The sequence below is a fragment of the Pseudomonas sp. PDM13 genome (assembly GCF_025685765.1).
Taxonomy (GTDB): domain Bacteria; phylum Pseudomonadota; class Gammaproteobacteria; order Pseudomonadales; family Pseudomonadaceae; genus Metapseudomonas; species Metapseudomonas solani.
This window is the reverse complement of sequence record NZ_JAOTQU010000026.1, coordinates 47,551-61,194: the sequence shown is the minus strand read 5'-3', so window position 1 is coordinate 61,194 and position 13,644 is coordinate 47,551. Positions and strand designations below refer to the sequence as shown.

The 13,644-nt window shown below is 68.7% G+C and carries 13 protein-coding genes; 8 read left to right on the top strand and 5 right to left on the bottom strand.

The genetic code is table 11. The annotated features are described in order from the left end of the window. Nucleotides 1–98: 98 nt before the first annotated feature. A complete protein-coding gene (locus OEJ36_RS24045) occupies nt 99–1,484 on the bottom strand; it encodes a sensor histidine kinase (RefSeq protein WP_263403662.1) in 1,386 nt (461 codons plus the stop codon). Then, nucleotides 1,477–2,148: a response regulator gene (locus tag OEJ36_RS24040; protein WP_021221251.1), complete on the bottom strand. Its 672-nt coding sequence runs from the start codon at nt 2,146–2,148 to the stop codon at nt 1,477–1,479. The genes OEJ36_RS24045 and OEJ36_RS24040 overlap by 8 nt, the downstream gene beginning before the upstream one ends. A gap of 203 nt (nt 2,149–2,351) precedes the next feature. Here OEJ36_RS24040 and OEJ36_RS24035 point away from each other — a divergent pair, with 203 nt between their 5' ends. The 6 genes from OEJ36_RS24035 to OEJ36_RS24010 all read left to right on the top strand — a co-directional run bounded on the left by OEJ36_RS24035 (nt 2,352) and on the right by OEJ36_RS24010 (nt 8,712). Beyond that, entirely contained in the window at nt 2,352–3,617 is a 1,266-nt protein-coding gene (locus tag OEJ36_RS24035) for an OprD family porin (protein WP_263403661.1), read from the top strand. Between the two features lie 31 nt (nt 3,618–3,648). Beyond that, nucleotides 3,649–4,626 carry a Bug family tripartite tricarboxylate transporter substrate binding protein gene (locus OEJ36_RS24030; protein WP_263403660.1) on the top strand — a complete coding sequence of 326 codons (978 nt, stop codon included), beginning with the start codon at nt 3,649–3,651 and terminating at the stop codon, nt 4,624–4,626. A gap of 72 nt (nt 4,627–4,698) precedes the next feature. After that, the gene (locus OEJ36_RS24025) at nt 4,699–5,154 is read left to right on the top strand and encodes a tripartite tricarboxylate transporter TctB family protein (RefSeq protein WP_263403659.1); all 456 of its coding nucleotides are present in this window, start codon (nt 4,699–4,701) and stop codon (nt 5,152–5,154) included. A 4-nt stretch (nt 5,155–5,158) separates the two neighbouring features. Further along, nucleotides 5,159–6,673 carry a tripartite tricarboxylate transporter permease gene (locus tag OEJ36_RS24020; RefSeq protein ID WP_263403658.1) on the top strand — a complete coding sequence of 505 codons (1,515 nt, stop codon included), beginning with the start codon at nt 5,159–5,161 and terminating at the stop codon, nt 6,671–6,673. Beyond that, nucleotides 6,666–7,697, top strand: coding sequence for an AbrB family transcriptional regulator (locus OEJ36_RS24015; RefSeq protein ID WP_263403657.1), 1,032 nt, complete (start codon nt 6,666–6,668; stop codon nt 7,695–7,697). Before OEJ36_RS24020 ends, OEJ36_RS24015 begins: the two co-directional genes overlap by 8 nt. Nucleotides 7,698–7,845: 148 nt before the next feature. After that, on the top strand, nt 7,846–8,712 hold the full coding sequence (locus OEJ36_RS24010; RefSeq protein WP_263403656.1) for a DUF6279 family lipoprotein: 867 nt from the start codon (nt 7,846–7,848) through the stop codon (nt 8,710–8,712). 7 nt (nt 8,713–8,719) lie between these two features. Here OEJ36_RS24010 and OEJ36_RS24005 read toward each other — a convergent pair whose 3' ends face one another. Further along, nucleotides 8,720–9,259, bottom strand: a complete 540-nt coding sequence (locus OEJ36_RS24005; protein ID WP_263403655.1) for a hypothetical protein — start codon at nt 9,257–9,259, stop codon at nt 8,720–8,722. 108 nt (nt 9,260–9,367) lie between these two features. Next, nucleotides 9,368–10,063 carry a uracil-DNA glycosylase gene (gene ung, locus OEJ36_RS24000; protein ID WP_263403654.1) on the bottom strand — a complete coding sequence of 232 codons (696 nt, stop codon included), beginning with the start codon at nt 10,061–10,063 and terminating at the stop codon, nt 9,368–9,370. A 125-nt stretch (nt 10,064–10,188) separates the two neighbouring features. Between ung and OEJ36_RS23995 the strand changes: the two genes are divergently transcribed. Continuing rightward, a complete protein-coding gene (locus OEJ36_RS23995) occupies nt 10,189–11,040 on the top strand; it encodes an HDOD domain-containing protein (RefSeq protein WP_263403653.1) in 852 nt (283 codons plus the stop codon). Nucleotides 11,041–11,046: 6 nt separating this feature from the next. On the opposite strand, the gene OEJ36_RS23990 is transcribed toward OEJ36_RS23995, so the two are convergent. Beyond that, nucleotides 11,047–11,928, bottom strand: a complete 882-nt coding sequence (locus tag OEJ36_RS23990; protein ID WP_021221261.1) for an AraC family transcriptional regulator — start codon at nt 11,926–11,928, stop codon at nt 11,047–11,049. Between the two features lie 131 nt (nt 11,929–12,059). Between OEJ36_RS23990 and OEJ36_RS23985 the strand changes: the two genes are divergently transcribed. Continuing rightward, nucleotides 12,060–13,553: a CoA-acylating methylmalonate-semialdehyde dehydrogenase gene (locus OEJ36_RS23985; protein WP_021221262.1), complete on the top strand. Its 1,494-nt coding sequence runs from the start codon at nt 12,060–12,062 to the stop codon at nt 13,551–13,553. The last annotated feature ends 91 nt before the right edge of the window (nt 13,554–13,644 follow it).

The window sequence follows — 13,644 nt, the reverse complement described above, 5'->3', positions numbered from 1 at the left end:
CCCACTGCTCCCCCCCTACCCGGCCTGAATCCGAGCCCCCGTAGCCCGGGCTTCAGCCCGGGAACTCTTGCCCTTCCCCAGCACGCAGCGCCGCCACTCTAGGCCGGCGGAAAGGCGATCCGTACCCGCAACCCGCCAGCGCTGCCGTCATGCAGGCTGATGTCCGCCAGGTGCGCGCGGCAGATGTCCCCGACTATCGCCAGGCCCAATCCGGCGCCACTGGCCTGGGGCGTGCGGCGGTAGAAGCGCTGGAACACCTTGTCGCGGTCCTCGGCGGGAATGCCGCTGCCATCGTCCTCCACTTCCAGCACCGCCGGCGCCAGCACCCGCAGGGTCACGTTGCCGCCCTTGGGCGTGTGGGCCAGGGCGTTATCCATCAGGTTGCTCAGCAGCTCGTTGAGCAGGGTCGGCTCGCCCATCACCCAGGCCACATCCTCAGCCTCCAGCGCCAGGGCCACGCCCCGTGCATGGGCCAACGGCGCCAGGGCCATGCCCAGCTCACGTGCCAGGGCGCCCAGCTCGATGCGCTCGGCGCCCCCTTCGGCGATGGCTCGCGCGCCGCTCTCGATGCGCGCCTGGGACAGCAACTGGTTGGCCAGGTGGGTGAGGCGATCGGTGTTGGCGGCGGTGTCTTCCAGGGTACTGCGCCACTGCTGCGGGTCCTGCTCGCGCAGCCCCAGCTCCACCCGCGCCTTGAGCGCCGCCAGGGGCGTACGCAACTCGTGGGAGGCATTGGCGATGAAATCCGCCTGGCGCTGGAACAACCCGCGCAGACGCTCGGTGAACTGGTTAAGCGCATCCACCAGCGGTTTCAGCTCGGCCTGCACCGCCACCACCGGCAACGGCCGCAGGTCGTCGGCCTGGCGCTCTTCCACGGCATTGCGCAACTGGTTCAGCGGGCGCAGGGCGGCGCTCACCACCAGCCACACCAGGGCCAGGGCCGCCAGCGACATCACCGCCAGGCGCCACAGGCTGTCCACCAGCAGGCCACGGGCCAGGCGCTCGCGGGCCTCCTCGGTCTCGGCCACGCGGATCTCCGCCATGCCATTGATGCTCTCCTCGCTCACCGGCCGCAGCAGGCTCACCACGCGCACGTCCACGCCGTCGTAGCGCGCGTCGTAGAAGCGCGCCAGGGCCGGATAGTCATCGGTACGCGGCGTGCCCTTCGGCGGGCCGGGCAGGTTCTCGTAGCCGGAAACCAGCTTCCCCTCGATATCGGTCACCTGGTAGAAGATGCGCCCCGCGCTGTCATAGGCAAAGGTATCCAGCGCCACATAGGGCACATCGGCCTTGAGCCGGCCATCCGCCTCGTAAAGCCCGGCGGAGATGGCCCGCGCCGAGGCCAGCAGCGTGCGGTCATAGGCGGTGTCGGCGGCATCGCGGGCGCCCCAGTAGGCGCTCATGCTGACGATCACCAGCAGCACCGCCAGCAGCGCCGCCAGGCGCCGCAGCAGTCGCCCCCGCAGGCTGCCGGCTTCACGCATCCTGGTGTTCCAGCAGGTAGCCCAGGCCCCGGAAGGTGACGATGCGCACCGCGCTGCCCTCGAGCTTCTTGCGCAAGCGGTGGATGTAGATCTCGATGGCGTCGGGGCTGGCGTCCTGGTCCAGGCCGAACACCTGGGACGCCAGCTGCTCCTTGCTCATCACCCGACCGGGCCGGGCGATCAGCACCTCCAGCACCGCCTGCTCGCGGGAGGTCAGGGTCAGCACCTCGTCGTCCAGGCTGAAGCGCCGCGTGCCCAGGTCATAGAGCAGGGGCCCGCAGCGCTGCTGCTGTTCGCCGCCGAGCACGCTGCGCCGCAACAGCGCCTTGACCCGCGCCTCCAGCTCGGTGAGCTCGAAGGGCTTGGCCAGGTAGTCGTCCGCCCCCAGGTTGAGGCCGTGCACCCGGTCCTTCACCTCGCCGCGCGCGGTCAGCATCAGCACCGGCAGGGTCTTGCCACGCCCGCGCAGGCGCGCCAGCACCTCGAAACCGTCCAGGCGCGGCAGCCCCACGTCGAGCACCGCCAGGGCGTAATCCTCGCTGGCCAGGGCCAGGTCGGCAGCCACGCCGTCGTGCAGCACGTCCACCGTCCAGCCCACGGCCTTGAAGGCCTGGGCGATGCTCTCGGCCAGTTGGGGGTGGTCTTCGACCAGCAGGATTCGCAAGGCGGGGGTACTCCGGAGAACGGCGATCGGGCTGAAGTGTAACGGCCCGAAAGCCGCTGTGAATGGCACGCGGGATTTCTTTCACGCTGAAAGGCTGGCGAAAGTTTCACCCCCTAGCATCCGGCCAGGGTGGCAAGAACCACCCACAGACGCAGGCTCCTGGTCGGGCCCGCGCTAACAAAAACAAGAATTGGAGACCAACGATGCTCACTGCCTCCCGGCAGGCGCTGCCGCCTGTTCGCACCCTCACCCTAGCCATCGCCGGCTGCACCCTGGCCCCCTTCGCCCAGGCTGACTTCATCAAGGACAGCACGGCGACCCTCGAAGCCCGCAACATCTACCTGAACCGCGACTTCCGCGATGGCGACGGCCAGTCCCGCCGCGACGAGTGGGCCCAGGGCTTCATCCTCAACATCGAATCCGGCTACACCGAAGGCACCGTCGGCTTCGGCCTGGACGCCCTCGGCATGCTCGGCATCAAGCTCGACTCCGGTCGCGGCCAGAGCGGCACCGACCTGCTCCCGGTGCAGGACGACGGCGGCACCCCGGACGAATACGGCAAGCTCGGCCTCACCGCCAAGGTGCGCTTCTCCAAGAGCGAGCTGCGCCTGGGCAGCCACATCCCCGAACTGCCGGTGGTCAAGGCCAGCGACAGCCGCATCCTGCCCCAGGTGTTCGAGGGCGGCCTGCTGACCTCCAAGGAGCTCGACGGCCTGACCTTCAACGGTGGTCGCCTGCGCGAGGTCAAGGACCGCGCCTCGACCAACTCCGAAGACCTCGCCCTGAACAACAAGAACCGCCGTTTCGCCAGCGGCGCCAGCGGTTCGCACTTCGACCTGGCCGGCGCCGACTACGCCTTCAGCAAGCAGCTCACCGGGCGCTACTACTTCGCCGAGCTGGACGACGTCTACCGCCAGCACTTCTTCGGCCTCCTGGCCAGCCAGCCCCTGGGCAGCGGCACCCTCAGCGCCGACCTGCGCTACGCCATCAGCGACGACAGCGGCCGCGCCGACGCCGGCAAGGTGGACAACCGCGCCCTCAACGGCATGCTCAGCTACGGCCAGGGCAGCCACAAGGTCGGCCTCGGCTACCAGCGCATGAGCGGCGACACCGGCTTCGCCTACATCGATGGCACCGACCCCTTCCTGGTCAACTTCGTGCAGATCAACGACTTCGCCAACGCCGACCAGCGGTCCTGGCAGGCCCGCTACGACCTGGACTTCGCCGCCATGGGCGTGCCCGGCCTGAGCTTCATGACCCGCTACATCACCAGCGACAACGCCGAGGTCACCAACAGCGCCGAGGAAGGCCGCGAGTGGGAGCGCGACGTCGAATTCAAGTACGTGGTGCAGAGCGGCACGCTCAAGGACCTCACCTTCCGCGCCCGCCACGCCGGCTTCCGTTCCAACTTCGCCCGTGACGCGGACGAGCTGCGCCTGATCGTCAGCTACGCCCTGCCGATCTGGTGATCCACAATAAGACTCCACAGGAGAACCCCCGATGAAGATCGCCCTCACCCGCCTCGCCCTCGCCGCATCCTGCCTGCTGCTCTCCAGCCAGCTGCTGGCCGAGCCCAAGCGCCCCGAGTGCATCGCCCCGGCCGCGCCCGGCGGCGGCTTCGACCTCACCTGCAAGCTGGCGCAAAGCGCCCTGATGGACGCCAAGCTGCTGAGCAAGCCGATGCGCGTCACCTACATGCCCGGCGGCGTCGGTGCGGTGGCCTACAACGCCGTGGTCGCACAGCGCCCCGGTGACGCCGGCACCCTCACCGCCTGGTCCAGCGGCTCGCTGCTCAACCTCGCCCAGGGCAAGTTCGGTCGCTTCGACGAGAACGCCGTGCGCTGGCTGGCCGGCATCGGCACCAGCTACGGCGCCATCGCCGTGCGCAACGACTCGCCCTACAAGAACCTCGACGACCTGGTCAAAGCCCTCAAGGCCGACCCGGGCAAGGTGGTGATCGGCTCCTCCGGCACCGTCGGCAGCCAGGACTGGATGCAGACCGCGCTGCTGGCCAAGGCCGCCGGCATCGACCCGCGCAACCTGCGCTACGTGGCCCTGGAAGGCGGCGGCGAAATCGCCACCGCGCTGCTCGGCGGGCACATCCAGGTGGGCAGTACCGACATCTCCGACTCCATGCCGCACATCCTCGCCGGCAACATGCGCATCCTCGCCGTGCTCTCCGACGAGCGCCTGCCGGGGGACGACAAGTCCGGCATCCCCACCGCCAAGGAACAGGGCTACGACATCAGCTGGCCGGTGGTGCGCGGCTTCTACCTCGGCCCCAAGGTCAGCGACGAGGACTACGCCTGGTGGAAGGCCGCCTTCGACCAGCTGCTGGCTTCCGAGGATTTCGCCAAGCTGCGCGACCAGCGCGAGCTGTTCCCCTTCGCCATGACCGGCCCGGAACTGGACGCCTACGTGAAAACGCGCGTCGCCCAGTACAAGCAGATGGCCCAGGAATTCGGCCTGACCCAATAAGGCTCACCGCCGCAGCCGGCTGAGCGCCCCGCCAGCCGGCCCTCCGCGCCTTCGATCCGCGAGGAATTCACCATGCTTTTTCAACGCCTGTTCAGTCTGGGCTGGCTCGCTGCATGCCTGGTTTTTGCCGTGCTGGCCTGGGATTACCACGCTGCCTTCTCCTACGAGCCGGTCGGCCCGCGCGCCTTCCCCCTGCTCATGCTCGGGCTGATGGCCGTCGCGCTGCTCTGGCTGACGCTGCGCCCCACCGTCATCGAGCACAAGCACGACGAGCAACCGCTGGACGCCGCCGCCCTGCGCAAGGTCGGTGCCTGCATCGCCCTGCTGCTGGTCTATGCCGGGCTCTTCGAGCCGCTGGGCTTCATCCTCTCCAGCAGCCTCGTCGGCGTCTTCATGGCGCGCCTCTACGGCGGCCGCTGGCTCCCGAGCCTCATCGCCGCGCTGCTGATCAGTGCCGGCCTCTACCTGCTGTTCGACAAGACCCTGGACGTGCCGCTGCCGCTGGGCGTCCTCGACTTCCTGGAGTGATGACATGGAAACCTTGAGCTACCTGGGCCAGGGCTTCGGCGTTGCCCTTTCCCCCTACAACCTGATCACCGCGCTGATCGGCACCCTGATCGGCACCATCGTCGGCCTGCTGCCGGGCCTCGGCCCGATCAACGGCGTGGCCCTGCTGATCCCGGTGGCCTTCGCCCTCGGCCTGCCGCCGGAGTCGGCGCTGATCCTGCTGGCCGCCGTCTACCTGGGCTGCGAGTACGGTGGGCGCATCAGCTCCATCCTGCTCAACATCCCCGGCGAAGCCTCCACCGTGATGACCACCCTCGACGGCTACCCCATGGCCCGCCAGGGCCTGGCCGGCGTGGCCCTGTCGCTGTCGGCCTGGAGCTCCTTCATCGGTGCCTTCATCGCCACCTGCGGCATGGTGCTGTTCGCTCCGCTGCTGGCCAAGTGGGCCATCGCCTTCGGCCCGGCGGAGTACTTCGTGCTCATGGTCTTCGCCATCGTCGCCCTGGGCGGCATGGCCGGCGACCGGCCGATGAAGACCTTCATCGCCGCACTGCTCGGCCTGTTCCTCTCCACCATCGGCATCGACGCCAACAGCGGCGTGTACCGCTTCACCTTCGACAGCATCCATGTCGCCGACGGCATCCAGTTCGTGGTGCTGGTGCTCGGCCTGTTCTCGGTGAGCGAAGTCCTCCTGCTGCTGGAGAAGACCCACCACGGCCACGTCGCCGTGCAGGCCACCGGGCGCATGCTGTTCAACGCCAAGGAAGCCGCCTCGGTGGCCGTGGTCAACCTGCGTTGCGGGCTGCTGGGCTTCATCCTCGGCGTACTGCCGGGCGCCGGTGCCACCCTGGCCAGCGCCGTGGCCTACATGACCGAGAAGAAGCTCGCCGGCGACAAGGGCAAGTTCGGCCAGGGCGACATGCGCGGCCTGGCGGCGCCGGAAACCGCCATCGGCGCCTCCGCCTGTGGCGCCATGGTGCCGATGCTGACCCTGGGCGTTCCCGGCTCCGGCACCACCGCGGTGATGATCGGCGCGCTGACGCTCTACAACATCACCCCCGGCCCGATGCTGTTCCAGAACCAGCCGGATATCGTCTGGGGGCTGATCGCCTCGCTGTTCATCGCCAACCTCATGCTGGTGATCCTCAACATCCCGATGATCCGGTTGTTCACCCGCATCCTCAACGTGCCCAACTGGGTGCTGGTGCCGGTGATCGCCATCATCACCTCCATCGGCGTCTACGCCGTGCACGCCACCACCTTCGACCTGTTCCTGATGGTCGCCATCGGCATCTTCGGCTACATCCTGCGCAAGCTGGACTTCCCCCTCTCGCCGCTGCTGCTGGGCTTCATCCTCGGCGGGCTGATGGAGCAGAACCTGCGCCGCGCGCTGTCCATCTCCAACGGCGAGCTGGGCATCCTCTGGTCCAGCCCCATCACCCTCGGCACCTGGGCCCTGGTGCTGGTGATGCTGGCCCTGCCGCTGCTGCGCATCTGGCGCCGCCGCGCCCGGCAGCGCCGGGAGCTGGCCGGTGCCTGAGAACTGGCGCGCCTGGTGGGCCACCCCACTGGTGGGCGCGATGGGCGGGCTGCTGGCCAGCCTCGCCCACTGGCCGCTGCCCTGGATGATCGGCGCCCTGGTGGCGGTCATCCTGTTCCGCTGCACCACCCCCTGGCAGATCCGTGATCTGCCAGGGGGCCGCAAGACCGGGCAATGGATCATCGGCATCGGCATCGGCCTGCACTTCTCCCCCGCCGTGGTGGAGCAGGTGCTGGTGCACTTCTGGCTGATCCTCTTCGGCGCCCTGTTCACCACCCTCTCCAGCGCCGCCGCCGTGTGGCTGCTGCGGCGCACCGGGGAAGACCCGGCCACTGCCTTCTTCTCCAGCATGCCCGGCGGCTCCGGGGAGATGGTCAACCTCGGCCTGCGCAACGGCGCCTCCCCCAGCCGCGTGGCGGCCGGGCAGAGCCTGCGCGTGGTGGCCGTGGTGCTTTGCGTGCCGGCGGTGTTCAAGCTGCTGCTGGGCGACGGCCCGGCGCTGCACCCGGTCGCCCCGGTGGATTGGGCCTGGCTGGCCCTGCTGGTGCCGGCCGGCGGGCTGCTGGCGCTGCTCTGGCAACGCCTGCGCCAACCCAACCCCTGGCTGTTCGGGCCGCTGCTGGTGAGCGCCACCGCCAGCATCCTCTACGACCTGCACCTGGGCCTGCCCCCCGGCGCCAGCCAGGTCGGCCAGTTGCTGATCGGCAGCGGCCTGGGCTGCCACTTCGACCGGGCCTTCTTCCGCCGCGCCCCCAGCTTCCTCGCCCGCACCCTGCTGGGCACCGCGCTGATGATCGGCGCCGCCACCCTCTGCGCCCTCGGCCTGGGCTGGCTCACCGCCCTGGATATCCGCTCACTGACCCTGGGCATGATGCCCGGCGGCATCGCCGAGATGAGCCTCACCGCCGAGACCCTGCAGCTTTCCGTCCCCCTGGTCACCGCCCTGCAGGTGCTGCGCCTGCTGCTGGTGCTGTTCCTCGCCGAGCCCATCTACCGCCGCTGGCGCCAGCGCGCCCGCCCGTAGATGGGCGCCGGGCGCAGCGAGGCCCGATCGCGAATGAATTCGCTCCCACGAGGAGCGGTCATTTGATTAACGGATATGTCCCCACGCTCCGCTTGGCGGGGGCCCTGTCCTATCCTCTTGCCCATGCCCTGCCGCCCACGGTGATCCCATGCCGCGTCCGCGCGCCCTCGCTCCCCTCCGCTGGCTGCCGCTCTTCGCGGCGCTGCTGCTTCTTGGCGCCTGCAGCCGCCTGGACCTCGCCTACCGCAACCTCGATTGGCTGATCCCCTGGTCCATCGGCGACTACGTCAGCCTGAACAAGGCCCAGCGCGCGTGGCTGGAACCGCGCATCCAGGCGCACCTACGCTGGCACTGCAGCACCCAGTTGCCGCGCTACGCCGCCTGGCTGCAGGAAGTGGAACCCCTGGGCCAGGCCGAGCGGCTGGATGCCGGGCAACTGCTCGAGCACATGCAGGGCTTCAAGGAGGCCATCGACGCCGTCGCCGTGGAGATCACCCCCACCAGCGTTTCGCTGCTGCAGGGGCTCGACTCAAAGCAGGTGGAGGAACTGAACGCCTCGCTGGACAAGAAGGAGCAGAAGCTGCGCAAGGAGCACCTGATCCCGCGCGACGAACAGGTCGAGCAGCGCCGCGAACGCATGGAGAAACGCCTCAAGCCCTGGTTCGGCACGCTCTCCGCGCAGCAGCAGGCGAAGGTGGATGCCTGGGCCGAGGGCCTGGGCGACAGCAACCTGTTGTGGGTGGATAACCGCAAGCTCTGGCAGTCAGCCCTGCGCAGCGCCCTCGCCGAGCGCGACAGTCAGGATTTCGCACCGCGTGTCGCAGCGCTTCTGCAGGACCGCGAAGCCTTCTGGAGCGACGCCTACCGGGCGCACTTCGAACGTGGGCAGGTGGCCCTGTCGCAGTTGCTCGCCGACCTGTTCAATGCATCCAGCGCCAGCCAGCGCGAGCGCCTGCGCAGCCGCCTGCATGACCTGCAGCAGGACATCCGCCAGTTGCAGTGCCCGACGGCCTGAGCCCGCCTCAGCCGCGCAGGCGCGCGCCGATCCAGGCCAGCACCGCCACTGACAGGCACAGGTGGAACAGGTCGACCCGGGGAATCCCGAGCCAGTCGCCCTGGGTGCCGATCCCCAGCCCCGCCAGCAGGAACGCCAGGGAGCCGGCCACCGCCAGCGGCCAGCGCCGGGAACGCCCCGGCCAGGCCAGCGCCACCAGGGCCAGCGCATTGCCCACCAGCGCCACAGGGGGCGGCACCAGCAGCATCGCCGCTGCCAGGGCCAGCAGCGCCAGATGACGCCGCGCGTCCTGCAGCCAGACGAACGCGATCAATGGCAGACCGATGCGCGAGGAAACGAAGGCCAGCTGGCGATGCAGCTCGTCGACGGCGGTGAAGCCTGCGTAGAGCACCGCCCCCGCCAACGCCGCCAGGGCCATGGAAACGAAGCCCGCCGCCCGCCAGCCCTGGCGCTCGCGGCCGTGGAGCCAGGCGGCCAGGAGGCAGGCTGCGGCCAGCAGCAGCTCGCCGCCGACATGGAGGATCAGCATCGGGGTGGAAGCGGGCATGGGGCGTCCTGTCGTGAGCCAATGGGAATGCACGGCAGGCTACAGCGCGGGGCTGACCCGGCGCATGGCGGCTCGCGCCAAAGCGCGTGACGCCATGCGCCAGCGGCGTCAGAGCGGCGGCACGCTCCAATCGATGGGCGCCAGGCCGTGCTGTTCGAGGAACTTGTTGCAGCGGCTGAAGTGGCCGTTGCCGAGGAAGCCGCGGTAGGCCGACAGCGGCGAGGGGTGGGCGGAACGCAGCACCAGGTGCTTGGTGGAGTCGATCAGGCGCTGCTTGCTCTGTGCATGGGAGCCCCAGAGCAGGAACACCAGGTTCGGCTGGTGCGCGCTGACGACCTCAATCACCCGGTCGGTGAAGGGCTGCCAGCCCTGGTTGGCGTGGGAACCGGCGCGGGCCTGCTCCACGGTCAGGGAGGTGTTGAGCAGCAGCACGCCCTGCTCGGCCCAGCTCTGCAGGTGGCCGTGATTGGGCATGTCGATGTTCAGGTCACGCTTGAGCTCCTTGTAGATGTTCAGCAGCGACGGCGGGATGGGCACGCCCGGCTGCACCGAGAAGCACAGGCCGTGGGCCTGGCCGGGGCCGTGGTAGGGGTCCTGGCCGATGATCACCACCTTCACCTCGTCCAGCGGCGTGGAGTTCAGCGCGTTGAAGATCAGCGGGCCGGGCGGGAACACCACCTTGCCGGCGGCCTTCTCGGCCCGCAGGAACTCGCCCAGCGTCTTCATGTAGGGCTTGTCGAACTCGTCACGCAGGGCCTCTTTCCAACCCGCTTCGAGCTTTATCCGATCAACGGTCTCGGTCATGTCTCTTCCAGTTCTCTGGCGCCTTGCGGCGCGGATGAGGCGGGCGAAGGCCGCTCAATGGTCGGGCACCCTAAAAAATGCCCTCTACTCTTGTCAATCAAGGTGGAACATGGAGATCGCATCCGATGGACAACCGCCACGATGGCCTGAAGTTCTCGCTCTACAGCAGCTTCCTCAAGGGCAACGCCAAGGTGCCGCAGATGCCGGAAACCTCGCTGCGCCTGCGCAAGCTGCTGGCCTCCGAGCACGCCTCGCTGGAGCAGGTCACCCGCCTGCTGCACAGCAACCCGCCCCTGGCCGCCTACCTGCTGCAGTTCGCCGAAACGCCCCTGCTGCGCAACCTGCGCCAGGGCGTGAACCTGCAGGAGGTGATCGCGCGCCTGGGCATGCAGCGCCTCAACAACCTGGTGCTCAGCTTCGCCATCCAGCACCTGTTCACCAGCCAGGACCCGGCCCTGCAGAAGGTCTTCCGCGCCCGCTGGAACGCCGCCCTGCTCTGCGCCGCCCACAGCGCCTGCCTGGCCCAGCTGCTGACGCGCATGCCCCTGGAAGACGCCCTGCTCGCCGGTCTGGTGCAGGACATCGGCAGCCTGCCGTTGCTCGACGAGCTGGAGCGCTGGCCGGAGGTCCCCCGCGAGGAAGACGAGCTGCAGCGCCTCTGCGACCAGCTCTCCGCCGACGTCGGGGTGATCGTACTGACCAGTTGGAAGCTGCCGCCGCTGCTCATCGATTGCGCGCGCAACCGCAGCGACTGGTGCCGCGCGCACAAGGGCTCTGCGGACCTGGTGGACGTGGTGCAGGTGGCCCGCCAGCTGGCCGCCCACGAGCTGGACGACGAGCAACTGGTGCAACTGCCCGCCTGGCAGCGCCTGCTGGGCGAACGCATCGACGACCTGCCACCGGAGGCGGTGCGCGCCGAGCTGGCCAGCGAAGTGGGCTTCTGGTTCAAGCTGCTGGGCGGCAAGGGCGCCGGCTGAGCCCCATCAGCCCTGGTGCAGCGCCCGGTAATGGCTGGGCGCCATGCCCACCACCTTGCGGAACAGCCGCGAGAAGTAGTAGACGTCCTCGTAGCCCAACTGCTCGGCGATCTGGCGGATGCCCTGCTCGCCCTCGTCGAGCAGGCGGCAGGCGTGGGCCATCTTCAACTGGATGAAATCCTGGATCGGCGCGTGCCCGGTCAGCGCGCGGTAGGTCTTGGCGAAGTGGAAGCGCGACAGCTTGAACTGCGCGGCCAGTTGGTCGAGGTTGAGGCTGTCGTGCAGGTGCGCGCGCATCACCGCCTGCACCGCGTCGATGTCCAGCACACGCCCGGACTTCAGCACCCCGCGCGCCGGCAGCACGGCGAGCGAAGTCAGCAGCGTCTGCAGCTGGTGGGCGGCGTGGACGAAATGCAGCGGGTTGAGCCCATGGCGGCGCAGCCCCAGCAGGGCATCGAAATCCGCCAGCAGGCGCGGCTGGGCACCGATGCGGCGCAGCCCGGCCGGGCCCAGGGGGCGCAGGAAGTCCTCCACCAACTCCCCTTCGAAGTGCACCCAATAGATGCTCCAGGGCCGCTGCGGGTCGGCGCCGTAGGCGTGCATGCGCCCCTTGGGCAGCAGCAGCAGGTCGCCGCCGACCACGTCCAATCGTCCATCCCCGGTCTCCAGCCAGCCCTGGCCGGCACGGCAGTAGATGAGCAGGTGATCGTCCGGCGCCAAGCGCAGCATGCGGTGCCCGCCAGCCTCCGGGTAGAAGCCCAGGGCCAGGGGGTAACAGCCCGCCGTCAGCGGGTTGCGCGCCAGCAGGCGGCGCAGGCGCGGTGGCGTGGTGAAGCGCACACCATTGGCCGGCAGCGGCCAGTTGGAGGTTTCCACGGAGCGGCTCATGGTTGTTCTTGTCTGGGCCTGCAATCACAAGATCGTCCATCCAGGCGACAAGATCGTCAATCCACATCTGCCGTGCGCGCCGCTATAACGACAAGAAAACAACAAGACGCCCGGCACGGGTGGAGGACGAGATGACCAGGACGATTCCGCAACTCATCGACGGCGAATGGCGCGACAGCCGCTCCCGCGAGCTGATCGAAGTCACCGATCCCGCGACCCAGGCCGTGCTGGCCCTGGCGCCCAAGGCGACGCCCGAGGAAATCGAGGCCGCCATCGCCAGCGCCAAGCAGGCCTTCACCAGCTGGCGCGAAGTGCCGGTGTCGGAACGGGCGCGGCTGATGCTGCGCTACCAGCACCTGCTCAAGGAACACCACGACGAGCTGGCCGAAATCCTCGCCAGCGAGACCGGCAAGACCTTCGCCGATGCCAAGGGCGACGTCTGGCGCGGCATCGAGGTGGCCGAGCATGCCGCCAACATCGCCAGCCTGATGATGGGCGAGACGGTGGAGAACGTGGCCCGGGAGATCGACACCGCCAGCTGGGTCCAGCCCCTGGGCGTGTGCGTCGGCATCACCCCCTTCAACTTCCCGGCGATGATCCCGCTGTGGATGTTTCCCCTGGCCATCGCCTGCGGCAACACCTTCATCCTCAAGCCGTCCGAGCAGGACCCGCTGACCCCCAACCGCCTCGCCGAGCTGTTCCTCGAAGCCGGCGCCCCCAAGGGCGTGCTGCAGGTGCTGCACGGCGGCCGCGAGCAGGTGGACGCCCTGCTCACCCACCCGGACATCCGCGCCATCTCCTTCGTCGGCTCGGTGCCGGTGGGCCAGCACATCTACCGCACCGGCACTGCGCACCTGAAGCGCGTGCAGGCCTTCGCCGGCGCCAAGAACCACATGGTGATCATGCCCGACGCCAACAAGGACCAGGTCCTCAGCAACCTGCTGGGCGCCAGTTGCGGCGCCGCCGGCCAGCGCTGCATGGCCATCAGCGTGGCGGTGTTCGTCGGCGCGGCGCGGGAGTGGATCCCCGAGCTGGCCGCGCAGATGGCCGAGCTCAAGCCCGGCCATTGGCAGGACGCCCACGCGGCCTACGGCCCGCTGATCAGCCAGCAGGCCAAGCAACGCGTGCAACGGCTGATCGCCGAGGGCAAGGCCGAAGGCGCCGACTGCCTGCTGGACGGCTCCCACTGCGAAGTGGCGGGCTTCCCCGATGGCAACTGGCTGGGCCCGACCCTGTTCCGCGGCGTGACCACGAAGATGGGCCTGTACCGCGAAGAGATCTTCGGCCCGGTGCTGGCCTGCATGGAGGTGGACGACCTCAACGCCGCCATCGAACTGGTCAACGCCAGCCCCTATGGCAACGGCACCAGCATCTTCACCCGTTCCGGCGGTGCCGCACGGCACTTCCAGCATGCGGTGGAAGTGGGCCAGGTGGGCATCAACGTGCCGATTCCGGTGCCGCTGCCATTCTTCTCCTTCACCGGCTGGAAGGGCTCCTTCTACGGCGACCTGCACGCCTACGGCAAACAGGCGGTGCGCTTCTACACCGAGACCAAGACGGTCACCAGCCGCTGGTTCGACGACAGCCCCGTGAGCGGGCCGAACATGACCATTCAGTTGAAGTGAGAAGTGCGTCGGCCCTGTTAGACCAAAAGATGATCTCACGTTAAAAACGAGCGGCGTAAAAGGTTCCCTGCAGAACAAAAACAAGGAGAAC

Coding starts and splice junctions, on each gene's coding strand:
- OEJ36_RS24010 (WP_263403656.1), top strand. CDS start 7,846: ATGCCGCGTCCGCGCGCCCTCGCTCCCCTCCGCTGGCTGCCGCTCTTC.
- OEJ36_RS24045 (WP_263403662.1), bottom strand. CDS start 1,484: ATGCGTGAAGCCGGCAGCCTGCGGGGGCGACTGCTGCGGCGCCTGGCG.
- OEJ36_RS23990 (WP_021221261.1), bottom strand. CDS start 11,928: ATGAGCCGCTCCGTGGAAACCTCCAACTGGCCGCTGCCGGCCAATGGT.
- OEJ36_RS23985 (WP_021221262.1), top strand. CDS start 12,060: ATGACCAGGACGATTCCGCAACTCATCGACGGCGAATGGCGCGACAGC.
- OEJ36_RS24020 (WP_263403658.1), top strand. CDS start 5,159: ATGGAAACCTTGAGCTACCTGGGCCAGGGCTTCGGCGTTGCCCTTTCC.
- OEJ36_RS24030 (WP_263403660.1), top strand. CDS start 3,649: ATGAAGATCGCCCTCACCCGCCTCGCCCTCGCCGCATCCTGCCTGCTG.
- OEJ36_RS24005 (WP_263403655.1), bottom strand. CDS start 9,259: ATGCCCGCTTCCACCCCGATGCTGATCCTCCATGTCGGCGGCGAGCTG.
- OEJ36_RS23995 (WP_263403653.1), top strand. CDS start 10,189: ATGGACAACCGCCACGATGGCCTGAAGTTCTCGCTCTACAGCAGCTTC.
- OEJ36_RS24025 (WP_263403659.1), top strand. CDS start 4,699: ATGCTTTTTCAACGCCTGTTCAGTCTGGGCTGGCTCGCTGCATGCCTG.
- OEJ36_RS24035 (WP_263403661.1), top strand. CDS start 2,352: ATGCTCACTGCCTCCCGGCAGGCGCTGCCGCCTGTTCGCACCCTCACC.
- ung (WP_263403654.1), bottom strand. CDS start 10,063: ATGACCGAGACCGTTGATCGGATAAAGCTCGAAGCGGGTTGGAAAGAG.